This window comes from Albidovulum denitrificans (genome assembly GCF_002973535.1).
Lineage (GTDB): Bacteria > Pseudomonadota > Alphaproteobacteria > Rhodobacterales > Rhodobacteraceae > Albidovulum > Albidovulum denitrificans.
This window is the reverse complement of record NZ_PVEP01000001.1, coordinates 206597-232653: the sequence shown is the minus strand read 5'-3', so window position 1 is coordinate 232653 and position 26057 is coordinate 206597. Positions and strand designations below refer to the sequence as shown.

General features: G+C 67.8%; 19 protein-coding genes. 9 read left to right on the top strand and 10 right to left on the bottom strand.

The window, feature by feature from the left end:
- Nucleotide 1 precedes the first annotated feature (1 nt).
- The 5 genes from LX70_RS01110 to LX70_RS01090 all read right to left on the bottom strand — a co-directional run bounded on the left by LX70_RS01110 (nucleotide 2) and on the right by LX70_RS01090 (nucleotide 6189).
- Nucleotides 2-1396, bottom strand: coding sequence for a cytochrome ubiquinol oxidase subunit I (locus LX70_RS01110; RefSeq protein WP_105512696.1), 1395 nt, complete (start codon nucleotides 1394-1396; stop codon nucleotides 2-4).
- Nucleotides 1397-1495: 99 nt separating this feature from the next.
- The gene (locus LX70_RS01105) at nucleotides 1496-2674 is read right to left on the bottom strand and encodes an MFS transporter (protein ID WP_105512695.1); all 1179 of its coding nucleotides are present in this window, start codon (nucleotides 2672-2674) and stop codon (nucleotides 1496-1498) included.
- Between the two features lie 3 nt (nucleotides 2675-2677).
- On the bottom strand, nucleotides 2678-4162 hold the full coding sequence (locus LX70_RS01100) for a carboxypeptidase M32 (protein ID WP_105512694.1): 1485 nt from the start codon (nucleotides 4160-4162) through the stop codon (nucleotides 2678-2680).
- Nucleotides 4159-5313 carry a heme A synthase gene (gene ctaA, locus LX70_RS01095; protein WP_105512693.1) on the bottom strand — a complete coding sequence of 385 codons (1155 nt, stop codon included), beginning with the start codon at nucleotides 5311-5313 and terminating at the stop codon, nucleotides 4159-4161. Before ctaA ends, LX70_RS01100 begins: the two co-directional genes overlap by 4 nt.
- A 138-nt stretch (nucleotides 5314-5451) precedes the next feature.
- Nucleotides 5452-6189 carry an RNA methyltransferase gene (locus LX70_RS01090; protein WP_105512692.1) on the bottom strand — a complete coding sequence of 246 codons (738 nt, stop codon included), beginning with the start codon at nucleotides 6187-6189 and terminating at the stop codon, nucleotides 5452-5454.
- Between the two features lie 67 nt (nucleotides 6190-6256).
- Here LX70_RS01090 and LX70_RS01085 point away from each other — a divergent pair, with 67 nt between their 5' ends.
- The gene (locus LX70_RS01085; protein ID WP_105512691.1) at nucleotides 6257-6583 is read left to right on the top strand and encodes a TfoX/Sxy family protein; all 327 of its coding nucleotides are present in this window, start codon (nucleotides 6257-6259) and stop codon (nucleotides 6581-6583) included.
- Between the two features lie 50 nt (nucleotides 6584-6633).
- Entirely contained in the window at nucleotides 6634-7254 is a 621-nt protein-coding gene (locus LX70_RS01080; protein ID WP_105512690.1) for a thiamine phosphate synthase, read from the top strand.
- Here the strand turns inward: LX70_RS01080 and olsA are convergent.
- From olsA to LX70_RS01065, 3 genes are all read right to left on the bottom strand, one after another.
- Nucleotides 7251-8102, bottom strand: a complete 852-nt coding sequence (gene olsA, locus LX70_RS01075; protein ID WP_425430566.1) for a lyso-ornithine lipid O-acyltransferase — start codon at nucleotides 8100-8102, stop codon at nucleotides 7251-7253. The genes LX70_RS01080 and olsA overlap by 4 nt on opposite strands.
- A complete protein-coding gene (olsB, locus tag LX70_RS01070; RefSeq protein WP_105512689.1) occupies nucleotides 8099-8884 on the bottom strand; it encodes an L-ornithine N(alpha)-acyltransferase in 786 nt (261 codons plus the stop codon). The genes olsA and olsB overlap by 4 nt, the downstream gene beginning before the upstream one ends.
- Nucleotides 8885-9016: 132 nt before the next feature.
- Complete coding sequence (locus tag LX70_RS01065; RefSeq protein ID WP_105512688.1) at nucleotides 9017-9196, bottom strand: DUF3553 domain-containing protein; 180 nt, start codon at nucleotides 9194-9196, stop codon at nucleotides 9017-9019.
- A 26-nt stretch (nucleotides 9197-9222) separates the two neighbouring features.
- Between LX70_RS01065 and LX70_RS01060 the strand changes: the two genes are divergently transcribed.
- The 7 genes from LX70_RS01060 to LX70_RS01030 all read left to right on the top strand — a co-directional run bounded on the left by LX70_RS01060 (nucleotide 9223) and on the right by LX70_RS01030 (nucleotide 23644).
- A complete protein-coding gene (locus tag LX70_RS01060; protein WP_105512687.1) occupies nucleotides 9223-9810 on the top strand; it encodes a histidine phosphotransferase family protein in 588 nt (195 codons plus the stop codon).
- Between the two features lie 200 nt (nucleotides 9811-10010).
- Nucleotides 10011-17933: a cupredoxin domain-containing protein gene (locus LX70_RS01055; protein ID WP_105512686.1), complete on the top strand. Its 7923-nt coding sequence runs from the start codon at nucleotides 10011-10013 to the stop codon at nucleotides 17931-17933.
- The gene (locus LX70_RS01050) at nucleotides 17930-19759 is read left to right on the top strand and encodes a PQQ-binding-like beta-propeller repeat protein (protein WP_105512685.1); all 1830 of its coding nucleotides are present in this window, start codon (nucleotides 17930-17932) and stop codon (nucleotides 19757-19759) included. The genes LX70_RS01055 and LX70_RS01050 overlap by 4 nt, the downstream gene beginning before the upstream one ends.
- Entirely contained in the window at nucleotides 19756-20340 is a 585-nt protein-coding gene (locus LX70_RS01045) for an SCO family protein (protein ID WP_105512684.1), read from the top strand. Before LX70_RS01050 ends, LX70_RS01045 begins: the two co-directional genes overlap by 4 nt.
- On the top strand, nucleotides 20324-21541 hold the full coding sequence (locus LX70_RS01040) for a cytochrome c/ABC transporter substrate-binding protein (protein ID WP_146111523.1): 1218 nt from the start codon (nucleotides 20324-20326) through the stop codon (nucleotides 21539-21541). The genes LX70_RS01045 and LX70_RS01040 overlap by 17 nt, the downstream gene beginning before the upstream one ends.
- An 82-nt stretch (nucleotides 21542-21623) precedes the next feature.
- Nucleotides 21624-22403 carry an ABC transporter permease gene (locus LX70_RS01035; protein WP_170076091.1) on the top strand — a complete coding sequence of 260 codons (780 nt, stop codon included), beginning with the start codon at nucleotides 21624-21626 and terminating at the stop codon, nucleotides 22401-22403.
- Nucleotides 22403-23644, top strand: a complete 1242-nt coding sequence (locus LX70_RS01030) for an ABC transporter ATP-binding protein (protein WP_105512681.1) — start codon at nucleotides 22403-22405, stop codon at nucleotides 23642-23644. Before LX70_RS01035 ends, LX70_RS01030 begins: the two co-directional genes overlap by 1 nt.
- A gap of 94 nt (nucleotides 23645-23738) precedes the next feature.
- Here the strand turns inward: LX70_RS01030 and LX70_RS01025 are convergent, their stop codons facing one another.
- Together LX70_RS01025 and LX70_RS01020 are read right to left on the bottom strand one after the other, a co-directional pair.
- Nucleotides 23739-24647, bottom strand: a complete 909-nt coding sequence (locus tag LX70_RS01025) for an NAD-dependent epimerase/dehydratase family protein (RefSeq protein ID WP_105512680.1) — start codon at nucleotides 24645-24647, stop codon at nucleotides 23739-23741.
- Nucleotides 24648-24665: 18 nt separating this feature from the next.
- Nucleotides 24666-25736: a glycosyltransferase family 2 protein gene (locus tag LX70_RS01020; protein ID WP_105512679.1), complete on the bottom strand. Its 1071-nt coding sequence runs from the start codon at nucleotides 25734-25736 to the stop codon at nucleotides 24666-24668.
- Between the last annotated feature and the right edge of the window lie 321 nt (nucleotides 25737-26057).

The window sequence follows — 26057 nt, the reverse complement described above, 5'->3', positions numbered from 1 at the left end:
CTCAGCCCTCCAGATGCTTGGTGGTGGTGACGCGGCCCGCAATCGCGGTCATGTCCTGCGAGGGCGCCACGCCGCCCTGCACTGCGCCCGTTGCGGGCGGTTTGCCCATCAGCCGGAGCAGGTAGAAGACGCCCGCGCCGAAGACAAAGGCATAGACCACGACAAAGGCCGTCAATGAGGCCGCGACCGCGGGCGCGTCCAGCGGCGAATGGCTTTCGGCGGTCCGCAAGAGCCCGTAGACCGTCCAGGGCTGGCGCCCGACCTCGGTCGTGATCCAGCCCGCGATCACCGCAAGGAACCCCGCTGGCCCCATCAAGATGGCCGCGCGGTGCAGCCAGGGGCTGTGATAAAGAAACCCGCGCCAGCGCGCCCAGCCCGCCCAAAGGCCAAGGCCAAGCATCGCGAAACCAAGCGCCACCATGACCCGGAAGGACCAGAAGACGATGGCGACCGGCGGAATATCCTTGTCCGGCACCCCTTCCAGCGACGGCACCGTGCCGTTCAGCGAATGGGTCAGGATCAGGCTGCCAAGCTTCGGCACCTTCAGCGCATAATGCACCGTGCGCGCCGCCTGATCGGGCCAGCCGAACAGGATCAGCGGCATCCCGCCGTCCTCGCTTTGAAAATGCGCCTCGATGGCGGCCAGCTTCACCGGCTGGTGTTCCAGCGTGTTCAACCCGTGCTGGTCGCCCGCAAGGATTTGCAGCGGCGCGACAAGGATCAGCATCCACATGGCCATCGAGAACATGCGCCGCACCGCAAGGGTCTGCGCGTCGCGCAAAAGCAGGTATCCGGCCGACGCGCCGACCACCAGCGCGGTCGTCAGATAGGCGGCAAGGACCATATGGACGAGGCGATAGGGGAAGGACGGGTTGAAGACGATCGCCCACCAGTCCTCGGGGACGAACTGACCGTTCGGCGCGATGGAGAACCCCGCCGGTGTCTGCATCCAGCTGTTCACCGCCAGAATCCAGGTCGCCGAGATCAGCGTGCCGACCGCGACCATCAGCGTCGCCACCATGTGCAACCCGTCGCCGACCCGCTCACGGCCGAAAAGCATGATGCCAAGAAAGCCCGCCTCAAGAAAGAACGCCGTCAGCACCTCATACCCCATCAGAGGCCCGACCACCGGCCCCGCCTTGTCGGAAAACACCGACCAGTTGGTGCCGAACTGATAGGACATGACGATGCCCGAGACGACGCCCATGCCGAAGGCGACCGCGAAGATCTTCTTCCAATGCTCGAAAAGCGTCCGGTAGCTCGCCTCGCGGGTCCAGAGCCAGAGGCCGTTCAAGACCGCAAGATAGCTCGCCAGCCCGATCGACAGCGCCGGAAAGACGATGTGAAACGAAACGGTGAACGCGAATTGCCACCGCGCAAGAATTTCTGCGGTCATGTCCCGCTCCCTGGTCGCCTGCGCTTGCCTTTATCATCTAGGATCGGGGGACAAGGGTCAAAGGGTGGCAATGCGTCGCAGCGGCGCCGCCCCTACCCGTCAGATCCCGCGTGAGCGCAACCAGAGCGCGGCGGCGAAGGCGCAAAGCGTCAGCGCCAGCGTGACCGACAGGAAAAGCGTCACGCCCCCCGCCCCGATCAGCACCGCCCCGAAGAAGGGCGCGATCGCCGATGCGCCAAGGGGCGCGATGGCCAGTGTCCCGCTGATCGCGCCGAAATCCTCAAGCCCCAGCGCCTCGGCCGTCAGAACCGGCCGCAGGATCGAGGAGATGCCAAGCGACGCGCCCTGACAGACGGCATAGGCAAAGAAAAGCCAGACATGCCCCGCCGAGAGGAGGAGAGAGAGGCTCGCCAGCGCCATCACCAGCGTGACCGCCCTGACCGCCGTGCCGGAGCGGACGCGCGCGCCGCCCAGCATCATCCCCAGCCGTCCCACGACCTGCATCGGCCCGACGGTGGAGGCGACGACAACCGCCAGCGCATGTGACGCACCGCGATCCATCAGCACCGGCAGCGCCAGGCTGACCAGCATCATATGCGTCCCCATGGTCAGGCCGAAGATCGCCGCCAGCGCCCAGAAGGCCGGGTTGCGCAACGCCGCGCGCACGGCGCCGTTGCCGGTCGCCTCGGCCCCGCCGCCCCGCCGTTCCCCGCGCCGTAGCAGGCGGACGCCAATCACGTTGACCGGCAGCGTGATGCAAAGCTGAAGGGCCGCGAAGATCAAAAGCGCCGCGCGCCAGCCCAAGGCCTCGCCCGCCGTCGCGCCGATGATGAAGGCGAGCGTCGAGGCAAAGCCCGCCACCAGCGTGACGCGGACGATGGCCGGACGGGCGCCAAGGCCAAGGCGGCGGGTGAGGAAGGAAAAGCAGGTTTCATAAAGCCCCGCCGCCTGCGCCACGCCCAGCACGGCCCAAAGCGCATACCAGCCCCAAAGGCTTTGCACCTGCGACAGCGCCGCCAGCGCGACGGCGCCCAAAAGCGCCGAACCTGCCAGAAGCGCGCCCCCCTGCCCGCGATCGACGAGCCGCCCGGTCGCCGTCACCACCAGCGCCTCGACCCCAAGGCCAAGCGAGGGGCCAAGCGCAAGCTCCGCCCGGCTCCACGGCGTTTCGGCCTCAAGCGCCAGAAGGATGGCGCCGAAGGAAAACAGCAGCGTCGCGAAGCCCAGCGTCTGACCGATGGCAAGCAGCCAGACACCGAGGCGTTCGTGACGCTCCACCGTTCAAAGCCCGTAAAGGGGCAGGAACTTCGCTTCGAGGTAGTCGAGCAGAGGTTCTTCGCTCACCTCGAAGCCGCAGGCGCTCTCGACGGTGCGCAAGGGATCGCGCAGCGCGCCGAAATGCTGAAGATGCTCGCGCAGCCAGCCGGTCGCGGGGCTGGCATCGCCGCGTGACAGGCTTTCGTCCAGATCGGGAAGCTCGGCGCGGATCGCCTGATGCAGGCAGCCCGCATAGACATTGCCAAGCGCATAGGTCGGGAAATAGCCGAACAGGCCCACCGACCAGTGAACGTCCTGCAACATGCCATGCGCGGGCCGGTCCACGGCGACGCCGAAATCGGCCTTGAAGCGGTCGTTCCAGGCGCCCTCCAGTTCCCCCGGCGTCAGATCGCCGGAGATCAGGCGGCATTCCAGATCGAAGCGCATCATGATGTGAAGGTTGTACTGCACCTCATCCGATTCGGTGCGGATATAGCCCGGCGTGACGCGGTTGACGGCGGCGTGGAACGCCTCGGCATCCTTGGCACCCGCCATGCCGAAGGCGTCCTTCATCTGGTCGAATATCCAGCCGGTAAAGGCGCGGCTGCGGCCAAGCTGGTTCTCGTAGATCCGGCTTTGGCTTTCATGGACGCCCATCGACGCGCCGCGCCCGATGGGGGTGAAAAGGTAATCGGCGTCCACGGCCTGCTCATAGGTCGCATGGCCGACCTCATGGATGGTGGAATAGAGACAGTTGAGCGGTTCCGCCTCGACCACCCGCGTGGTGATGCGCACGTCATTGCCTGAGCCGGAGGAGAACGGGTGAACCGCAAGGTCAAGCCGCCCGCGCGTCCAGTCATAGCCGAAGGCCCCCGCCATCGTCCGCGCGAGCGTCAGTTGCGCGTCGCGCGGGAACTGGCCCGACAGCGCCGCAGGCTGGCGTTCCGCGCCCAGAACCGCCGCGCGCAGCGCGACAAGGCGCGGGCGCATCCGGTCGAAGATCGCCGCGATCCCCGCGGCCGTCGCGCCCGGCTCATAGTCGTCCAGAAGCGCGTCATAGGCGTCGCCCTTGCCAAACCCCGCCGCCGCCAGCGCCAGACCCTTTTCGCGCGTCAGGCGGATCACGTCGGAGAGGCACGGCAGGAAATGCGCGACATCGTCCTTGGCCCGCGCCTCGGCCCAGACACCCTGCGCGACGCTTGTCACCCGCGCGAGTTCGGCGGCCAGGCGCACCGGCACGGCGGCGCTGCGGTCGAAATCGCGGCGGATCAGGTCCAGCATCCGGGCGCCTGCCGGGCCGGGGGCGGTGGCGCCCGCAAGCCAGTCGGTCAGACGCGGATCGGTGCGGCGGCCATGCAGCATCGTCTCCATCGCGGCGCTTTCCTCGCCCCGCTGATGGGCGGCGCCGCGCGGCATCATGGTTTCCTGATCCCAGCCGAGCCGTCCCGCGACCTGCGCCAGCGCCTCCGTCTCGCGCTGGAACTGCATCAGGCTGTCGAACTCGGTCATGCGCGGCCTCTTACGGATTGAACGACGGGATAGGCGGCCCGGTGGCGCGCCCGCAGGATCAGGACCCAAAGGACGACCGCGCCCAGCTGGTGGATCAGCCCCAGATGCAGCGGCGCGGAATAAAGCACCGTCACGATGCCCAGCACGACCTGCCCGAAGGCCATCGCCGCCATCCAGTCAAAGGCGGTCTTCGTGGCCAGATGCGCCGACCTGCGCCCCACCGACCAGGCGAAGAGCGTGGCAAGGAAGAGAATATAGCCGACCATCCGGTGATTGAACTGTACAAGGCCGGGGTTTTCGAAGAAGGCGCGGATCGCCGCTCCGCCATCCGGCACATAGAGGGCATCGGCCGGAAACACCCTGTCGCCCATCATCGGCCAGGTCGGAAAGGCGCGGCCCGCGTCGATGCCCGCAACCAGCGCGCCGAGCAGGATTTGCAGGAAGGCCATCGCGGCAAGGACCGTCGCCCATGTGACCAGCGCCCCCTCACGCATCCGGCGGGCCTGCAAAAGCGCGGCCTCGCTCCGCGACAGCGACAGCATGTACCAGGCGATCAGGCCGAGGATCGCGAAGGCAAAGCCCAGATGCGTCGCCAGCCGGTAAGAGGCGACATCGACCATGCGCCCCGTCAGGCCAGACGCCACCATCCACCAGCCGATCGCCCCCTGCACCCCGCCAAGAAGCCCAAGGCCCAGTAGCCGCCCGGTCCAGCCCGGCGGCATCTTCCGCGCGATGAGAAGGCCGAAAAAGCCCACCGCCCAGACAAGGCCGATCACCCGGCCAAGCTGGCGATGCCCCCATTCCCACCAATAGATCGACTTGAACCCGTCAAGCGTCATCTGGCTGTTCTGCAACTGGAATTCGGGGCTTTGCTGGTACTTCTGAAACTCTGCCTGCCAGTCGGCATCGGTCATCGGCGGCAGCGCGCCGGTGACGGGGCGCCATTCGGTGATCGACAGGCCGCTATCGGTCAGCCGGGTCAGCCCGCCGACCGCGATCATGGCGAAGACGAGGGCGAAGAGGATGGCGAGCCAGATCCTCACCGCGCCGCGCGCGCCGCCACGGCCACGGTCGATCATGCCCCCCTGCGGCGCCTCGGGGCGTTTCGTGTCCTGCCCGACCTCTTCGAAAATGCTGCGCTTGCCGGCCATCTGCCCCTCTCCGTTCCCGCGCGGCGGACACTAGGCGGGGCGCGGTCCGGCTTCAAGGGGCCGAGGTGTGTGTGGCGGCGGCCGGGGGGTTCACCCCCCGGACCCCCGAGAGTATTTGGACAACGAAGAAATGGGGCGTCAGTCGGGCCTGCGGCGCAGGATCTGGCGCAGGATGCCGTGCAGGACCTGGACATCGGCGCGGGTCAGCGGCATCCGGCTCCAGAGGTTGCGCAGGTTCAGCTTCATCCCCTCGGCCTTGGTCTCGGGGAAGAAAAAGCCCGCCGCGTCAAGGCGCTCTTCATAGTGATCGCCCAGCTTCTCGATCTCGATGGCGGTGGCCAGTTCGGTGCCGGCAAGGGCCAGCACCTCGGGCGGCGTGTCGTCGCCCTGACGGCGCCATTCATAGGCGCAAAGCAGCACCGCCTGGGCGAGGTTCAGCGAGGGGAAATCCGGGTTCACCGGCACCGAGATCAGCGCATTGGCGCGTGACAGGTCGTCATTTTCCAGCCCGGCGCGTTCGGGGCCGAAGAGGACCGCGACCTTCTGGCCCGATGCCATCAGAGCGCGGGCATGCTCCATGGCGCGTTCGGGCGTCATGACCGGCTTGGTCAGGTCGCGGGTCCGGGCGGTGGTGGCGAAGACATAGGCGCAGTCGTGGATCGCCTCCGGCACGGCTTGGAACACCCCGGCATGGTCCAGCACCCGCCCCGCCGCGCCCGAGGCCATCGCGACGGCGCGCGGGTTGGGCCAGCCGTCGCGCGGGTCGATCAGGCGCATGTGGCTAAGGCCGAAATTCAGCATCGCGCGGGCGGCGGCGCCGATATTTTCGCCCATCTGCGGGCGGACGAGGATGAAGGCGGGCTGGCGGTCGGTCATCGGCGTTCCCTGAAACTCGGGCGCCTGATACGCTTTGCGCACCGCTATCGCAACCAAGGGGGGGCCGATGGCCTATGACGAGGGGCTGGCGCAGATCCTGCGCGACGATCTGTCGGGGGAGCCGGTTCGCGAACGGAAGATGTTCGGCGGGCTTTGCTTTCTGATCGCGGGAAACATGGTCGCGGGTGTCTATCCCGGCGGCGGGATGTTTCGGGTGGCCAAGGCGGACCGCGCGGCGGCGCTTTCTCTGCCGGGGGCGGAGGAGATCCGCATGGGCGCGCGGGTCATGGGCGGCATGGTCGGTTTGCCGCCCGAGGCGATGGCCGACGACGCGGCGCGGGGCCGGTTGATGGCGCTGGCGCTGGCCCATGTGCGGGGCCTGCCGCCGAAGTAGCCAAGCGCCGAAATCTCGGGTAAGGCACCGCAACCCTGAAGGAGTCGCCGATGGCCGCCGAAGACCGCCCGCAGCTTTACCTGATCACGCCGCCCGCGCCGGATATGGCGGTCTTTCCCGACCTCCTCGGCGCGGTCCTTGACGCGGCAGAGATCGCCTGCATCCGCCTTGCGCTGGCGGGGTCGGACGAGGACGCGCTGGGCCGCGCCGCCGATGGCTTGCGCGCCGTGGCGCATGAACGCGATGTCGCGGTGGTGATCGAGGCCCATGTCGGCCTTGCCGAACGCCACGGGCTTGACGGCGTTCACCTGCCGGGCGGCGCCAAATCGGTCCGTGACGCGCGCAAGGTGCTGGGGCCGGATGCCATCGTCGGCGCCTTTTGCGGCACTTCGCGCCATGACGGCATGAACGCGGGCGAGGCGGGGGCGGATTACGTCGCCTTCGGGCCGGTCGGGGCCTTGGCGCTCGGCTCCGCCCTGCCCGCCGACCGCGACCTTTTCGCCTGGTGGTCGGAGATGATCGAGGTGCCGGTGGTGGCCGAGGGCGGGCTGACGGATGCGCTGGTGATGGACTATGCCGCGATCACCGATTTCTTCGGCATCGGGGGGGAAATCTGGTCGGCGGAGGACCCGGTCGCGGCGCTGAAAAAGCTCATCGCGCCGTTGGGTTAGCGGTCTTCCAGCGCCCAGTAATCATCGCCCTGCCCGTCGCGCAGTTCCGCGCGCACGGTTTCCTCGCAATAAAGCGCCAGCGCCTTGCGGTCGGTGAACGCCGCCACTTCGACGGGATCGTGGAACACCACCTCGACCGCGCCTTGCCGACCTTGCGCGAGGATGGTCAGGAAATGCGGCGCGAAGGCCATATCGCCCCACCAGCCATAGAACCGGCGTGACCGGCCGCGCGGCGCGCGGTAGAGGACAGAGACCGGCTGAATCCGCATCCCATTCCTAAGGTTATCTACGAAGAACGCCGCGAAAAGCGTTGATTTGAAAGGCAGAACACCAAGCCCATCGGTCGACGTCCCCTCCGGGAAGAAAAGCAGCCTGTGGCCCGCGCGAAGCCGATCCTCGAACTCCACCCGTTGCACCTTCGCCTGTTTCGGATCGCGCGCGATGAAGACCGTCCCGGTCGCCCGCGCCAGCCAGCCGATGCCGGGCCAGCGCGCGACCTCGGCCTTGGAGACGAAGTAAACCGTCTGGCAGGCGTTCAGCACGAAGATGTCGAGCCAGGAACTGTGGTTCGCCACCACCGCACCCTGCCCCCGCATCGGATGGCCCGAGACGGTATGGCGCAGGCCCAGAACCGAAAGGCAGGCGCGGCAAACGGCAGTGGTGATGTGTGGCGTGAAGGGCCGCGCACGGCGATAAAGCGGGTATTCCACCAGCCGCAGCGCCAGCAGAAGCAGCAGCCCGCCATAGCAGATCACCCCGATCACCGGCAGGCGCAGCGCCACCATCAGCCAGCCCGTCACCCCGATCCGCACCGCCTCGGGCGCGTCGGTCTTATGCCATCGCGTCACACCCGCGCCCCGTGCTTGCGGGTGTAAAAGCCCTTGTGGCGGCTGCTCATCGCGGTCGTGTCCATCAGCAGGCAGACATCGGTGGTGTTGAAATCGCTGTCGATAAAGGCGCCTTCACCCACGAAACCGCCAAGGCGCAGATAGGCCTTGATAAGCGCGGGCATCGCCAGCATCGCGGCGCGCTGGTCAAGCTCCGCCTCGGCGATAAGGTCCATGCGCTGAAACGCCTGTGGCAGCGCCCGCACGCGCAGCGCCTCGGGCGCGAGGTGGCGGTGATGCAGCCAGGAAAGCGGCATCTTCAAGGGCGCGATGTCGGTGCCGTGGAAACTCGCCACGCCGAACAGCACTTCGACCCCGTGCAGAAGGACGTAATCGGCCAGCGCGTTCCACAAAAGGAACATGCCCGACCCGCCACGATGATCCGCCTCGACGCAGGAGCGGCCAAGCTCCAGGAGCCGCCGCCCGGACCGGCGCAGCGCCGTCAGGTCGTATTCCGAATCGCAGTAGAAACGCCCGAACCGTGCCGCCTGGTCAGAGCGCAGCAGCCGGTAGGCGCCGATGACATAGTCAAGCCCGGCCATGTCGCGCCGGGTGTCCACAAGGATCAGGTGTTCGTTGACGTCGTCAAAGGCGTCGCGTTCCAGCCGCCGGTCGTGATCGACAAGCGGCCCGTCGCCGCCCAGTTCCTCGACAAAGACGCGGTAGCGCAGCCGCTGGGCCGCCAGAAGATCCTGCTCGGTCTCGGCAAGGCGGGTCTGGAAGGGCGAGGTTTCGGCTGTCACGGCTGGTCCGGTTTCTGCCGCTATGGCGATCAGTTAGGGGTTTTACGGGCGGTAAGGATGCAATGCAACTGGCCGGACCCGTGCATTGACGCACCCTTGGGCTGTGCTAGGGTCGCCCGGCGCAACCGGCGGTCATCCCTCCGGCCCGAAAACCAGCCGAAGGGAGACATGGGTTCCGTCGATGACCACCTTGCCCGCATGTTCAAAGTTAACGGTTACTTTACGACCGACGCGCGACTGTACCTGCCCGAGGCCCCAGTCCTCATGCTCGGGATGGCGCACCAGCATGCCGGGTTCGAGGATCTCGATCATCTTGCTCTCCGTCCGAAGGATCGTCCATGTCCGATAGACTACCCGATTTCGCCGCCCTGATCGGCTCTCGCATCTGCCATGACCTTATCAGCCCGCTGGGCGCGATCGGCAACGGGGTAGAGCTTTTGTCGATGTCGGGCGCGGGCGGCGGGCCGGAACTGGCGCTGATCGCGGACAGCGTGGCCAACGCAAACGCCCGCATCCGGTTCTTCCGTATCGCCTATGGCGCGGCGGCGGGCGAGGTGGCAGAGGCGGAGATCCGGTCGATCCTGACCGGCATGGCGGATGGCGGGCGCGTGGCGATCGACTGGCGGATCGCCGGGCCGGTGTCGCGCAAGCGGGCGAAGCTGGCCTTTCTTGCGCTGCAATGCCTGGAAACCGCCCTGCCCTTCGGCGGCACGGTCACGGTGACGGCCGCCGGCGCGGTGTGGGAGGCGCGGGCCGACGGCGCGCGGCTGGCGGTGGATGCAGCGCTTTGGTCCAACCTCACCGCCCCCGCGCCAGACCCCGCCATAACCCCCGCCCAGCTGCAATTCGCGCTTTTGCCGGTTGAGGCGGGTCCGGGCGGCATCGACCTGCGGCAGACGGACGGCAGCGTCACGATACGCTTTTAGGCGCGGGCCAACGCCCCCTTGGTTGGTGCCGGAATGGAAACGAATCAGGCGTTTTACGCTTGACTTTGCGAAATCCGCCTAAATTCAAACCGCTAGGCCCTGACCCCGCCCGCAAGACAGGGCGGGCGTTTTTTGTTACCCTCAGGGCATTCTGAAGCGCGGACGGTTTTCAAGCGCAGGTTGTTTTATCGGAGGGCGTCATGCTGTTTTTCCGGGCCGTTTTCCTGTTGTCTTTCGTCATCATCGCCGGAAACTCCATGGCGCAGGCGGGGCCAGCCGCCGTCAGCGATACGCCCATGAGTTGTGGCCCGACGCATGAGGTACTGAACGATCTCCTGCCGGATGAACAGAAACGCTTCGGGCGCACGGTCTGCGCCGATATCGTCGCGATGGACCAGATGCTGGTCTACAACCGCTTCGGCAGCTTCAACCCCTTCGGCATGATCTATGCGCTGCGGCGCGACGTGGTCGGCGTGGACGTGAAAGTGGGCGCGCTGGATGCCGATGGCTGCGACGATCTTGACGGGACCGAGGGCTTTGGCAAGGGCCTTACCCCCGGCGAGGTGCGGCTGAAGGATTGCAAGCGGCCCCGGCCGCTGACGCTGCGGGCGAACGCGGGCGATGTGCTGCATGTGCGGCTGACAAACCTGCTGCGGCCCTTGCAAAAGCCCGAACCAGGCGAGGAAGCCGCGCCCGATTTCTCCCGCGATTTCTGCGATGCGCCGCAATCGGATGGCGGCTACGGCAGCTTCTTCCATCAGATCCGCAACTGGGTCTCCTCGGGCGACAACACGCAGAGCGATCACCATGAGGTCGCCTGCGGACCCGAGGGCTATCGCCCGGCCCCGATCCCCGGCGGCAAGGATGACGGGCCGGACTGGCCGACATCGCGCGGCGCGAACATGGCGATCCAGGGCCTGACCGCCTTTGCCATTGTCAACAATCAGATGGCCGAGGCGCCCGATGCCTGCAAGGGGCTGGGCGCGATCCCGCCCGGCGCCTCGGTCGATTGCTTTTACATGGTCGAACGCGAGGGGCCGTATTTCATGGCCTCAACCGGCGCGCCCGCCGGGGGCGAAGGGGATGGCGGGTCGATCACGCACGGGCTTTTCGGCGCGGTCATGGCCGAACGCAAGGACAGCCGCTGGTATCGCAGCCAGGTCAGCCGCGCGGCCTTCGACGCGGTATTCACGCCGAAAGACGGCGACGACCTCAGCGATCATGCGCGCGTGGCCGAAACGCTTTCCGGCATCGCGCCTTATGAGACGACGAAAAACGGCGTGCCGGTCCTGAACATGCTGCGCGAGGTCGGTGGCGACACGCATGAGATCGTCCATTCCGACCTCAACGCCGTGGTCTACCTGCCCGACGCGCCTGAAAAGAGCTTTCGCGAATTCTCGGTCTTCCTGCATGATGAGTTGAAGACCTTCTACCCCCGCGCCTTCGAAGAGCTTGGCGCCTTTGGCGAGGGCCAGCTTGCCGGGGTCCGCGACGGCTTTGCGATCAATTACGGGGCCAGCGGCATGGGCGACATGCTTCTGGCCAACCGCAAGGGCATCGGCCCGGCGGCCAATTGCGCCGAGTGTCTTTATGAGGAATTCTTCCTCACCTCCTGGGCCAATGGCGACCCGGCGTTGCTTGAGCAGTTCAGCGACGATCCCTCGAACGTCCACCATTCCTACCTGAACGACCCGATCGTGTTCCGCAATTTCCATGCCGGACCGAAGGAAACCCATGTCTTCCACCTGCATGCCCATCAGTGGTTCGCGGGCAATGACGGCGGGCGCGGCGCCTATCTCGACAGTCAGACGGTCGCGCCGCAGCAGGGGTTCAGCTACGACATCTATCAGGGCGGGATGGAGGTCTATCACAAGGGCAACGGCGGCGCGCCCGGCTGGTTCGAGACACTCGGTTCCGGCAACCGCAACCGCACGGTGGGGGATTCGATCTTTCACTGCCACCTCTACCCGCATTTCGCCCAAGGGATGTGGGAGCTGTGGCGTGTCCATGACGTGCTGGAAGACGGCACCCGCAAGCTGCCCGACGGGCAATGGGAACCCGTGCTGTCGCTGGCGGAGATGAACGCGGCGACGCGCGGCAAGAAGCGCCCCGGTTCCGTCGACCCCGAGACCGGTGACTGGATCGAACCGGGTGCGGGTCTAAAGCGCCGCAACCTTGGCACGCCGGTGCCGGCCATCGTGCCGGTGCCGGGCCATGCCTGGCCGGTGCTGCCAGGCTACGCTGCCAAAAAGACGCTCGGCGCGGATGGCAAGCTGGCCGCCGCCGCGACCCCGGCCGCAAATACCGCCATCGCTGCCGACGAAACCCCGACCGCAGATTTCAAACCCTTCCCCGGCTATCCCTTCTATATCGCCGGCAAGCCCGGCCACCGGCCGCCGCAGGCGCCGATGGACATCGCGCGGGCGCTGACCGATGGCAAAACGAAGGTCACCGCCGACTATCTCGACGGCGGGCTGCCGCGTCATGTGATGGGCGATGGCAGCAAGCGGACGCTGCCCTTCGACCTGCCGGAAGATGCCGCCACGCGCCTTGCCAAGGACACCGCATCGGCCACGCTAGAGGCAGCGCTGAACGACACCGACCTGCGCCAACGCGAGGCGCTGCAATCCCAGGTCCTCGCCGCCGCGCTGGCGCTGGGCGACATGACGATGGAGCTTGAGGCGGCCGAGATCGCGCCCCTGCCCTATGACGGCAACTTTCTGGAGCGCGCCGCGATGGCGTTTCACCACAATGGCGTTGCCGACGGCACCGATCTGGCCATCCGGTCGGCGGATGGTGCGCCATCCCATTACGACCCGCATGAAGGCGGCTATGCCAGCCTTGGCGGCCTGACCTTCGCCGTCAACGGCGCCCCGCCCAAACCCGGCGCCCCCTTCGCCGATCCCTGCGGCGCGCCCGGCAGCCTCGCCGCCCTCATCCGTGACGAGAACGGGGGGTATGAATGGCGCCATGACGGGGTGGAGAACCGCAAGGTCTTCACCGACAAGGCGCTGAGCGTTGCGGCGACCGATGCCGAGGTGTCGAACTGGGTGCAGTTCCGCCGCTCAGCCGCCCATCGCAAGCCCGATCTTTATGTCGCGGACGAGGACGGCCATGGCCAGAAAATCCCCCGCGACGCGCTGATCGAGGAAGCCGACCCCTTCGTCGCGCCCGCGACGGGCGTCACGGTTGACACGACCACATTCGCCACCGACCCGGCCGTCGTCGGCTATCGCCGGTATGAGGCCTCGGCGGTGCAGGTGGACATGGTCACCAACCGCGCCGGATGGCACGACCCGCAGGCCCGCATCAACGTCCTGACCGAACGGTCGGATACATTCAAGACCGGGGATGGCAAGATCTCCCCCCGCGTCTCGGCCTCGGAGGAGCCCTTCTTCTTCCGCGCCCTGTCGGGCGAATGCATCGAGTTCCGCCACACCAACGAATTGCCCAAGGACCTTGAGCTGGACGATTTTCAGGTCCGCACCCCGACCGACACCATCGGCCAGCATATCCATCTGGTGAAGTTCGATGTGACCTCATCGGACGGGTCGGGCAACGGCTTCAACTATGAGGACGGCACCTTCGCCCCCGATGAGATCGCGGCGCGAATCTGTGCGGCGAAGAACACCGACAGCGCCGCGCTGGTCACCAAGGCCCGGAAACCCGGCAAGGTTCTTATTCGCGAATATGCGGACCTCTGCGAACAGGATGACGCGGGACACTGGCGCGTCGCGGAAAAATACGCACACAAGATATGGAAGCTGCCGCTGCTTGACGGGACGAACCGCGACCTCTTCCAGACCACCACCCAGCGCTGGTTCGCCGACCCGGTCCTGTCCAATCTGCGGCTGGACAAGCCGGGCGAAGGTCAGGCCGACCGCACGCTGCGCACCGTTTTCAGCCACGACCATTTCGGCCCGTCCTCGATCCAGCAGCACGGGTTCTACACCGCGCTTGTGATCGAGCCGCAAAACGCGCTGATCTGCGACGAGGAAAAGGTCGACTGCACCGAGGCGCGGACCGATCGCCGCCTTGTGCTGGCCACGAAAAAGGATGTCGGCGCGCGCAAGGTGATTGTCGACCTCTTCCCCATCACCGCCGATCTGCCCGCACCGGAAAAGGCCGCCGCGCTGCGCGAATTCGCGGTTTCCATCGCGGATTTCGCCACGCTTTACGACCCGCGCGCGGGCATCACGCCGGGCGAGTTCGACGCGCAGATGAAAAACACCGACAAGGCCGTGATCGAGGCCAGCCGCAAGGGCATGGCGATGCTTCTGTGCGAGGCGAGATATGCCGGCTCGCCCAAGGACATGGAGAAATTCTGTGGCAGCGACCTGACGCAGGACAAGCAGGGCCGGTTCGCCAAGGCTCCGGGGAATGTCCCCCCGGCCTGGCTGGCCGAGGGGCGGCCGGGTGACAGCGCCGGGCATCAGGCGGGCTTTGAGAAAGGCCTCATCAGTGCCGGGATCACCGTCGACGGCAAGTCGCCCGCCGACCATCTCGACCACCACCTGAAGACCTACCGGGCGCAGGCGGCGGGGTATGAAGGTGCGGACGAACAGAACGCGCTTCTGGCCAGCCCCGTCTCCCCCCCGCGACGGCCCGAAAGCATCTCGGTCGATCATCACGACCCCTATCTGGTGAATTACCGGGGGGAGCCGTTCCCGATCCGCATCGGCACGGCCAGTTCCGCCTCCACCGGCTGCGACCTTCACCCGCTCGACTACTGGGTTGGCGCGCTTGAAAGCGGCGTGACCGACCGTTGCGAGATCAGCAGGCAGAAGGATGGCGCGGAGGGCGACATGGCCAATGTCCTCCTCTCTCGCTTCCACAAAGATCCCGTCGTGCCGATCCTGAACGCCTTCGACGGCGACACGATCCAGTTCCGCCTGATCCAGGGCGCGCAGGAGGTGCAGCATACCTTCAACGTCGAGGGCTATAGCTGGCCGCGCAATATAGATCAGGCCTTCCCGTCGATGATGCGGCTGCATGACAATGTCACCCCGCGCGATACGCTGCTGGGCGCGTGTTACAACAGCCCCGGCAGCTTTTCCGGCCTGCGCATGGCGCGCGCCGGGCGGCCCGACGAATACGGCACATGGGCGAAGAAGGATCACACCGCCTTCCCGGTCAACAGCGATGCCTATCTCTTCTGGCGCGACATGGAACGCCAGATCGCCGATTGCATCAACACCGACGGCCGCATCGCCGCGCAGGAGATCGGCATCTCGGAGCATTTCGAGTTCAGGTCGGCCTTCTTCTACGACACGAATATTTCGGGGGTGGCTGCGTTCAGGATGTCGTCGACGGCGCGGCGGGAACCGCTGCCCCCCGTCGGATCTGAGACGGCCATCGAGACGCTTCGCGCGCGGATCGCCGCCTTGAATGCATATGGTCTCAGCGACACGCCCTATCATTTCGGCAGTCAGGACGCGCTGTGGAACGGGGCCTGGGGGCTGGTGCGGATACGCGACGCGGCCGAGCGGCTGAAAAAGCGGGACACGCTTGTCACACGCGCCGAGGCGCTGCTTGCCGAGATCGAAGCGGCCTGTTCGGCGGACGCACCCGCCTGCACATTACCGGGTGACCTGCTTCAGCGCTATCTGGACCTGACAGAGCCGGATATCGAAACGCTTCTGGGCAACCGGACTGCCGATGCGCCCCTTGCCTATGACGTTCCGCTTGCGCTCGGTGCCGATGAGGAACCTCGCGACACCATCCAGCAGCCCACGCGGATACATACGCTGGCCTCCTACACCGCCGCCCCGGCTGCCCGAAATGCAAGCCGGGCCATGGACCGCAGGCTTTCGGCCAGCCCCTTTGCCTTCGCAGCGCCGTGGGCCGACCCCGCCGCCGAACCGGATGGCACCCTTGTCGCCAGATGCGCGCCCGACGCGCCGCGCGTTCATGCCGCCATCGCGGCGGTTGAAACCGGGGTCGTGTTCCCCGGCGGCACCGCCTATTCCGACGGTTTGCGCGACATCGACGGGCTGTTCTTCGCCCTTCTCGACCCGCGCCGCGTGATCAGCGATGATCCGGCCAAGGTCAGCGAAACCGATCTTTATGCGGCGCCCGGCGCGGAGCTGTGGAAAAACATCCCCCGGTCGCGCGTCATCGACGCGATCCGCGACACCTATGCCCAACCGGAACCGCTGGTCGTGAACGTCAAGGCCGGGGATTGTGTGCGGCTGACCATCATCAATGCGCTGACCTCCCATGGCGACGGTCAGCGCCCGGGCCTGACCGACCATCCGGGCGACGCGATGATGCCCGGCATCACCTCGATCAACACCGACCCCGCCTGGGACGGCGACACCAAGCCCGGACACGGGGTTCCGGTGTCGGTGACGATGATCGAAGGCACGCGCGACATCCGCCCCTCGGCCCGCCTCGCCGTGACGCTGCCGCTTCCGGTGGTCACGAAGCAGGAAAGCTACGGGCGGCCCTTCGGCCAGAACCCGGTTGCGGCGCTTGACGGGGTGCCGGAGGGCGCGACGATGCTGTCCCTGCGCGACGGCGCCGCCCCCGCGCAGATCGAACAGATCGAGTTCTACGCGGGCCTCGCCTTCGGCCAGCGCAAGGCAACCGCCGCGGCGGCGGGAAGCCTGCTTCTGTCCGGCAACGTCCCCCCGACGCTACTGCACCTGCCCGCCTTCGCGACGGCGGGCGGCACGACCGAGACGCTTGGCGATTTCGCCGCGAGAGTGCAGGCCGAGCGGCTGCAACTGGGCAAAGACCTGCAAGCAGAGGTCGACAAGGCCGGCACGCTACGGACGGGACTGGCGCAACCCGGCGAGGTAGAGAAGGCGCGCAGCGCCCTTGCCCCGGTGCTGGACCAGCTTCGGCCCGGCGACCCCGCCCTTCCCGGTGCGGATGACCTGATCGCGCTTGACCGCAGCCTGACGGAGGTGCTGAAGACACGCGCGCTGACCCCGGCCCAGACCGCGCAGGTCCTCAAGGCCGTCGAACCGCAACGCGCCCAGTTGGACCGGACCGACCTTGAGGCAACGGCGAAGGCAGCGGCCCTCGGCCTCGATGCCTCCTACAAGCCCTATGCCTTCGGCGCGCTGCCGATCAAGTCCTTCGGCGACGTGATCGGGCATCCGACCCACGGGCTGATCGGGGCCGTGACGGTGGCCCCGCAACATGCGGAACTGTCCGAGGAGCGGGTGCAGCGCCTTCCCCTTGGGCCTGCGAGCTGCGATGCGCTTGTCCTCGGCCCCGACGGCCAGCCCATCGCGCGGGCCAGCCGGATCGAAGACTATCTCGGCACTGCGCGGGGACAGTTGCGCAGCCAGGGTCCCCGTGCCTGGCAGGGGCTGGCGCAGAACTGTGCCAGCTTCGCGCTGGTCCCGCGCGCGACGTCGGACAGCGCCCGCAAATCCGTTCCGATCGCCCAGACGCTGATGACGGTCAAGGCCCCCTTCGGCGCCCCGGCGCGAGACCACAAGCTGCGCCAGATCACGCTCTTCTGGCAGGATGGCCTGAACCACCGCGACGCGAACAGCGCGAATGTCTGGAAAACCCCCGCGCCCGAAAAGATCGTCGCCGATTGCATGATCTGCGATGACAGCTACGATTTCGGCGAAAAGGGCGTCAGCTATCAAAGCGAACCTTTCGACATCCGCCTGCGCAACTGGCAGGGAAACCGGGCCGGGATCGAGCGGCATTACAACTTCAACGACACCGAATTCGGTGCGACGGACACGCCGGGCGATACCTCCACATCGTTCTTCCGGCTGGCGGGCGGCGAATCCGCGCTTTGGCCCGCTTCGCCGATGCCGGTCCTGCGCGCGCTGGCGGGGGAGGAACTGGTGATCCATGTCGTCCATCCCGGCGGGCGGGCGCGGCAGCGGTCCTTCGTGACGGTCGGGCTGGATTACGACGATCTCTTCCCCGGTTTCGGCTTCCCGCGCGGCGCGCTGCTGGCGCCGGGCAAGGCGGTGACGGCGGCGATGAGCAAGCCGCTTGAGGCGGGCTGTTACCTCTTCTTCGACGGCCCGACGCAAATCCGCGCCGGCGGGGTCTGGGGCCTGATCGACGTCGTCGCACCCGAGGCGCTGGACGGGGCTGCCCTTGCCGACGCAAAGGTCAGTTCCTGCGTCCGGGGCCTGCCGTGAGGGCGGCGCGCGCGATCCTGGCACCCGTCGCGGCGCTGGCGATGCTGGCGGCGGGGCCGGTGCGGGCGCAGGCCAGCCTGACGGCGGAGCTGGCGCTGCTTGACCCGCTGACGGGGCGCGCCACCGACCCCGATGCCGGGGACAAGCTGCGCCTCAGGATCAGCTTGCGCGAACCGGCGACCGGGGCCGCGCCGCGCGGGCTTTTGTTGCGCGCCTGGGCGCGACCCGTCGCCGCCGACAATCCCGGCTGCGCGCGGGCGGCGCAGAACTTCCGCTCCACCCGCCGCACACCTCTGGGGTCGGTCGACATGAACGGGGTGCTGGTCAGCGTGCTGAACCGCGATGCCTCGCTCAGCGTGATCGACCCGAAGCTGAACCTTTACAGCTCCAACCTGATCGCCGCCCATGTGCTGGACGACATGCCCGCCGCCATCGCCGCCGACCGGCGCGGGATGCGGATGCTTGCGGCCCATGCCGACGGGCGGATCGAGGCCGCCGATGTCGCCGGACCGGGGAGGACGGTGATCGCGCGCGGGCTGGGGCCGCTGCGCGCGATTGCGGTCGCGCCGAACGGGCGCATCTGGGCCGGGACGCAAGACGGCGCGCTGATCGCACTGTCACCCGCGGGCGAGGTCCTTGAGCGGACCGCCCTGCCCGGCGCCGTGACCCTGATCCGGCCCGACGATCCCGAAAGCCCGCTGCTGCTGGCCTTCACCGACAGCGGCAGGGCGCGGATGATCGACGCCTCCGACGGGCGGGCGATCATGGAGACGCGCTTTCCCGCCCCTCTCCTCTCCCTCGCGCCGGTGGGACAGGTCGGGCTGATCGCCCTGCAAGGCGGCGCCGGGGTGGCACAGATCCGCTATGCCGACGCGCCGGACCGGGCCGTGCCGGTGGCGCTTGGCACGCCGTTCGCCCGCGTCGCCACCGATCCTGCGGGCCGGATCGCGGTTCTCTGGTCGCCGGGCGACGCGCTGGTGGCGCTGGTCGATCTGGCGCTGGGCCGGGTCGTGCAGCAACTGTCGCTCGACAAGGCCACGGTGTCCGAGATGACGTTCACCGACAACGCGGCCTATCTCCTCAGCCATGACGGCGGCTATGTCGGCGCGCTTGACCTTGCCACGGTCGCGCTGGGGCGTACCGCCGTGATGCGGCAGGTCAACCTTGGCTTTCAAGGCCCCGCGCCCGACGGCGACACGCGGCTGATCGTGCCGCTTCTGCCCGCGCCGCAGGTCATGGCGGTGACGCCGGAAAACCAGACCGGCTGGCTGATCGAGGAGCTTGCAAGCTCGGTCGAGATGCCGCCGATGGACTCCGTCCGCCTGCGCGGCGGCATTCCGGCCAGGGTCCATATCCTCGACCGGAGCTTTGACGAGGTCGCGCCGGGCGTGTTCGAGGCCGCCTGGGCCTTTGGCGCCGGGGATTGGGAACTGGTGCTGACCAGCGATCTGGGCGACATCTCCACTTGCGTCCCCTTCCATGTGCGCGGCGCGGTGGAGCGGGCGGAACTGCGCCCGGTGCGCCTGATCCCGGATATGGGCAGCGCCGCCGTTGTGGGGCGCGATTATGACCTGCGGCTGCGCATTCTGGATGCCGATGGCGCGCCGGTGGCGCTGGACCGCCTCGCCCTGCTGGTGCCGAGCATGATCAGCGGCTGGTCCACCCGCGTCACGGCCAGCAAGGGGGCGGACGGCACCTTGCGGGCAACACTGCGCCTGCCCCATGCCGGGCCTTTCGCGATCCAGCCGCTTGACCTGCCGCCGCCCTACAGCCTGCGCTCTGCCAGCATCATCACGGCGGTCGAGGATGAGGGGGCGGGCCGATGAAACGCCCGGCCCTTGTCCTTGCCGGGGCGCTTGCCCTTGCCCTGACCGCTTATGCCATCGCCGAAATCCGGGGGCCGAAGATCGCCGGGCTCTCCACCGGCACCTTCCAGACAGAGCGCCTCGCCCTGCCCGACGTGGAACTGATCGACGCGGCCGCACAGCCGCAGCGTTTCAAGGGCGCGTTGACGCAGGGCCATGTCGTCGTCATCAACTTCAACTACACGACCTGCGACACGATCTGCCCGCTGGGCAATGTGGTGATGGCCGATCTTGACGCCATGCTTGGCCCGGAGCGCGCGGTGCGGCTTCTCTCCATCACCATCGACCCGGCGCGCGACACGCCCGACAGGATGCGCGCGGCAGCCGAGGAGTTCGGGGCCAGCGCGCGCTGGCGCTGGCTGACGGGGAACCCCGGCGAGGTAAAGCGCCTGCTGGCGGCCTTCGACGCCGACTATGCCAATATCGTGCTGCATGACCCGATGTTCCTTGTCGGGCGGGTGGAGGACGGGCGGTTCTACCGGTCCCTCTCCATGCCCGAGGCGGGCGATCTGAAGAAGATCATAGATGCGATGGACAGTTAGCGCGGCACTGGCCCTTTGCGTGGCTCTGGCCGCCCCCGCCGGGGCGCAAGAGATCGACGCCGGGCGGGCGCTCTTCCTGGGCCGGGCGGCGAAGACCGACGACCCGGCCCTTGCCCGCAGGCTGGCGCGGCTGCCCTGCAAGTCCTGCCATGGCGGCGACGCTCAGGGTGCGGATGAGGGGCGCGCGCCGCCCATCGACGGGCCGAGCCTGTCCCGCGCCACGCCCGACCGGCCCGCCTATGATGCGGCGCTCTTCCATCGTGCCGTGACGGCGGGCCAGTCCGCCGGGGGTCGTGCGTTAAGCCAGCTGATGCCGCGCTATCCGATGACCGCGCCCGAGGCGACCGCCCTTTTCGCCTATCTCGCCGCCCTGCCCGCCGAGCAGCGGCGCGGCGTGACGCCGGGGCGCGTGACCTTCGGCGTCGCGGCCCCGCCCGGCGGCGGCTATCGCCAGACCCTGCAAGCGGCGCTTGAGGCGCGTCTCGGCGGGGCGATGGTCCATGGCCGGACGGTCGCCTTCGTGCCGGTCGATCCCGGCAACGCGGCAACCGGGCGGCAGGTCTTCGCGGTGCTGGCCTTGCCCGCCGGGGCGGTGCCGGATTTCGCGGCCGAAGGTATCCCGGCGCTTTTCCCGCTGGGTCCGTTGCCCGGCGATGAGGACCCCGGCACGGTGCGCGGGTTTCTTCCCAGCGCGGCGGGGACGCGGGCGGCACTGGCCGCGCGGCTGGCCTCTGATGCCCGCGGACCCGTCGCGATCTGGCCCGAGGATATGGCCGAAGGCCTGCGCGCCGCGCTTTCCGCCAACGGCCCGCCCGCGCCCTCCGCCAAGGACCCCGCACGGGAAATCGTGGTGCTGGACGGCACCGAGCTTGACGGCGCGCTGAAAACCGCCCCCGGCGCGCGGCTCTGGATCGGGTGGGAGGCGATCCGGCAGGCGGGGCATCTGCCCGCCGACCGCGAGGTCATCGCGATCAACGACGTTCCGGCCCTGATCGAGCTTGGCGGTGAAAGCCCGCTGGCCGCCCATGCCCGCCTTTCCGGCGCTGTGCTGGCCGAGGTGCTGAAGGCCGCCGGGCGCGACCTGACCCGCGCGCGGCTGATGGCCGCCTTCCCTGCCGCCTGGCTCGACGGGCTTGATCTCGACTATACCGCGCATCCGCTGACCGGCACGGCGCGGGTCGATTTCCTGCCGCTGCGCTGAACGCCCCGCCGCTTGCCGTTTGTCTGCCCCGGCCAAAGCGCCTAAGATGCCGCCAGATGGCAGGTTTCCACGAGTTTTCACGATGCGGCCTTTCGACAGGCGTCAGATCCTTCATGCCCTCGATGTGCTGACGGTCCTGATCGCGCGGGACCAGAAGTCGCGCTACAAAAGCACGGCGATGGGCGTCGTCTGGGCGGTGGCAAGCCCGCTTCTGTTCCTTTTGATCTTCTACTTCCTCTTCGCCGTCATCATGCCCCTGGGCATCGCCAATTACGCCTCCCATGTCCTTGTGGGCATCGTCGTCTGGACCTGGTTCCAGACCAGCCTGAGCGAGGCGGTCACCTGCATTCCCTATAATGCGACGCTGGTGAACCTGCCGCGCTTTCCGGTTGCCGTGCTGCCGGTGGCCTCGGTCCTGTCGAACGGCGTGACCTTCCTGATGACCTTCCCGATCCTCCTGATCCTCGTCTGGGTGCAGGCGGCGGGGCCGTCCCTGCCCTATCTGGCGCTGCCGGTGCTGATGCTGGTGCAGGCGGTCCTGACGCTGGGCCTTGGCTATTTCGTCGCCGCGCTGAATGTCAGCTTCCGCGACATGCGTTACATCGTGCCGATCCTGCTGCAACTGGGCTATTTCCTGACGCCGATCTTCTACGACCTCTCGATGGTCTCCGAACGCGGGCGGATGGTGCTGTCGCTGAACCCGCTGGTGGCGCTGGTGACCGCCTATCGCGCGGTGCTGATCGAGGGGCGCTGGCCCGACTGGGGCGCGGTGGCGGCGGTCTTTGTCTTCGCGCTGATCCTTCTTGCGCTGACGCTGCGGTTTTTCCGCCGATCAAGCGACCGTTTCCTGGAGGAGATCTGATGGCGCCGATCCTGCGAGCCGAGGGGCTGGGAAAGGCGTTCCTGCATCGCGGGCGCCATCCGACGACCCTGCGCGGCTTTGTCGAGGGCGGCTGGCGCGGCGCGCGGGCGGGGGAGCAGTTCTGGGCGCTGCGCGACGTCAGCTTTGAGGTCGCGCCAGGGGAAATGCTGGGTATCGTCGGCCATAACGGGTCGGGGAAATCCACCCTTCTCAGGCTTCTGGGGGGCGTGATGCGGCCCGATGAAGGGCGCGTCGTGGCGGGGGCGCCGGTGAACGGGCTTCTCGACCTCAATACCGGGATGCATCTCGACCTGTCGGGGCGGGAGAATATCCTCATCAGCGGCGTGCTGGCCGGGCTGTTGCGGTCGGAAGTGCGCGACAGGTTCGATGAAATCGTGGCCTTTGCCGAGCTTGCCCCCTTTATCGACGACCCGGTGCGGACCTACAGCGCCGGGATGCGCCTGCGGCTTGGTTTCGCGACCGCCGTCCATGTCCGCCCGCGTATCCTTTTGATTGACGAGGTTCTGGCGGTCGGCGACGCGGCGTTCCAACGCAAATGTATCGAAAGGATCGACCGGTTCCGGGCCGAGGGTTGCGCCATCGTCTTCATCTCGCATGACATGGGTCAGGTGGAGCAGGTCTGCAACCGGGCGATCTGGCTTGACCATGGCGAGGTGCGGGCCATGGGCAGCGCGGTAGAGGTGGTGGGCGCCTACAAGGCGACGCTGATGGAAACCAGCCGCCGCCTGACGCCCGAGGGGCCGCAGGAGATGACCTTTCAGGGCCGCGCGCTGATCGCAGGGGAAAACCGCATCGGCTCGGGCGAGCTGCGGCTGGACCGGGTGCGGCTTTTGGGGCCGGAAGGTGCGGTGACGGGCAGCGTCGCGCAGGGACAGGGCGTGACCGTTCAGGCGCGGGTGGATGTGTCCCGCCCGGTGCCGTCCGCCTTCTTCAGCATCACGATCACCGACGCGGGCGGCGCGCTTTGCTTTGACACCAACAGCCAGGTCGACGGGGTCGCGCTGCCCGATCTGACGGGCGGCGAGGTGATCGAATTGACGCTTGACAGGCTCGACCTGTCGCCGGGCAGCTATACGATCAGCCTTGGCCTCTGGCAAAGCGACTGGAGCCATGCCTATGACTACCACGCCGACGCCTACGCGCTTGAGGTCAGCGGGGCCGCGTCGAAGGGGCCGCTGGCGCCGCCCCGCAGATGGGTCATCCATCCCGGCGGGGCGTAGCGCCTGAAGCGCTTCGGGTTTGCGTTGGGAAAGCAAGTATCGGAATTCGAACGAAATAAGTTCGAATTCTGAGCCAGTTTAAACCCGAAATGCTCTATTCTGCTGCGGTCTCTTGCGCGGAGAGGATGCGGTGCAGCCGCGCCAGCCCCTCATCGAGGGAAATCCGCGCCTGCCAGTCCAGAAGCGCCCCGGCCCGCGCCGGGATGCCGCAAAAGCCGCGCACGTCGAAGCTGCGCGGTGGCAGGGTGACGATGTCGGCCTCCCGCCCCGCCACGGCACAGGCCTTTTGCGCAAGATCCCGCAGGCTGGTCGGGATGCCGGTTGTCAACTGGATCGGCGGCAGGTCGGCCACGCCGCCCTCAAGCCGCTCCATCGTGCTCAGCATCCCCGTGACGCAATCCGCGACATGGACGAAGTCGAAGAAGACGTCCTGCCCGGTGATCCGCAACTCCTGCCCCCGCATCGCGGCGGTCAGAAGCGCAGGCACGGCGCGGTCGGGGTGGTCGTTCGCGGTGCCGTACACGTTCGACAGCCGGATGATCGCGGTGCGCAGCCCGTGGCCCCGCGCGGCATCGACCAGCGCCTCGCCCGCCGCCTTCGACCGCCCGTAATGGTTGGCCGCGATCATCGGCGCATCCTCGGTCACCGGCAGGATGTCGGGGTCGCCGTAAACCTCGCGCGAGCTGGCAAAGACCAGCCAGGGGGCGCGCGGCTCTGCCAGCGCCGCCTCGATCACCCGGCGGGTGCCTTCGACATTGACGCTGTGGCACAGATCCGGGTCCCTCTCCCCCCAGGCGACGCGGGAGACGGCGGCAAGGTGAAAGACCCCGTCGCAGCCCCGCATCCGGTCGCCCAGGGTGCGCAGGTCGCGAATATCCTCGACCGCGCCATCGGCGGGGGCGCGCGCGATGTCGTATTCAACGACCTCATGCCCGCGCGCGCGCAGGGACGCCGCCAGTTCGGCGCCGACAAGGCCGCTGCTGCCCGTGATGAGAATTCGCATGGCTCCGTAGCGCTCCTCTCAGGCGGCCCGTGGCCGCGGGCGCGGCCGGGGTGGCGGGGGGATGAAGGCGAAGGGCGCGGTGCCGGCGTAGCGATAGCTTTCGACCGGGACCTTGCCGGGCAGCGAGCCGGTCAGGTTGCCGTACCAGACCCTGAGCTTCATCCGGTGAAGCTCGCGCAGCGAGGGGTTGGTGAACCAGAGCGGGTTGAGCAGATAGGATTGCACCAGCATCGCAAGGGCGGTGCCGTATTTCTTCCTGGCCAGGAACGCGCCCAGAAGCCAGCCGTTCATCGTGACCTGACCGTCGGCGATCTGGCGGCGGCGGATGGCGGGGAACTCTGCCGCGATGTCGGCCATCACGGCGCGGACGGCGCGCATCTGGCGCGCGGGGTCGCCCTGCGACATGCCCTCGGCCACGAAACGATAGCCGACATAGGGCTTGGCGATCAGCGCGGGCGTGCCTTGCGCGCAAAGCTTCAGGCCCAGCTTCCAGTCCTCCGCCCCCCAGGCGTCACGGGCGCGCATCCCCTCATCAAAGCCGCCCGCCGCGCGGGTGGGACCGGCGCGGAAGAGCGCGGCACTGCCATTGCCGACGACGTTCAGCGTCAGCATCCCGGTGAAGTCATGCCGGGGCGGGCTGCGCCAGAGCGGCGGGCCGAAGACCATGTTGTCCAGATCGAAGCGGAAGGAATAGGCAAAGGCGAAGGGCGCGGCGGGGTCCGCGTCCAGCGCGGCGGCCGTTTCCTCAAGAAAGCGCGGGTGCCAGATGTCGTCGGCGTCGATGAACCCGACATAGCCCGCCCGCGCCTCTTCCAGCCCGCGATTGCGCGCCCCGGCAAGGCCGCGATTGTCCTGACGGATGACCCGTATGCGCGGGTCTTCGGCGATGTGCGGGGCCAGCACGGCGGCCAGATCGTCGGTCGAGCCGTCGTCGATGACGAGGATCTCGATATCGTTCAGCGTCTGGTGGCGGACAGAGAGGATCGTGTCGCCGATCAGCCAGGCGAGGTTATAGGCGGGAATCACCACCGACACGCGCGGCAGCGTCGCGCCCCGTTCCCCGGCGCCGGAGACCGTCGCGCCGTTCATCGGACCGCCGCCGATGCGTGGCCGCAGAGGGGCCGAATCGTTCCGGCCAGTGTCACCAACACGTCAAACCCGCCATTCTGGAAACTCGAAGATCGAGTCAGGGCTCCGTCAGGGTGATCTCTACCCGCGCCGGATGGGGTTTGGAAGGTGATGGCCGGGACCGGGGCGGCGACCGGGCGAATTCGCGCCGCCGGAGAGCGGGGCTATGCCAACAATGCGGGCGGGTTGTGCAAATTGACGCCGGAAGCCCAACAATACAGCCCCCGGAAATGACGATGCCGGGACAGGGTCGCCCCTGCCCCGGCACCGCCGTCCGGTTCA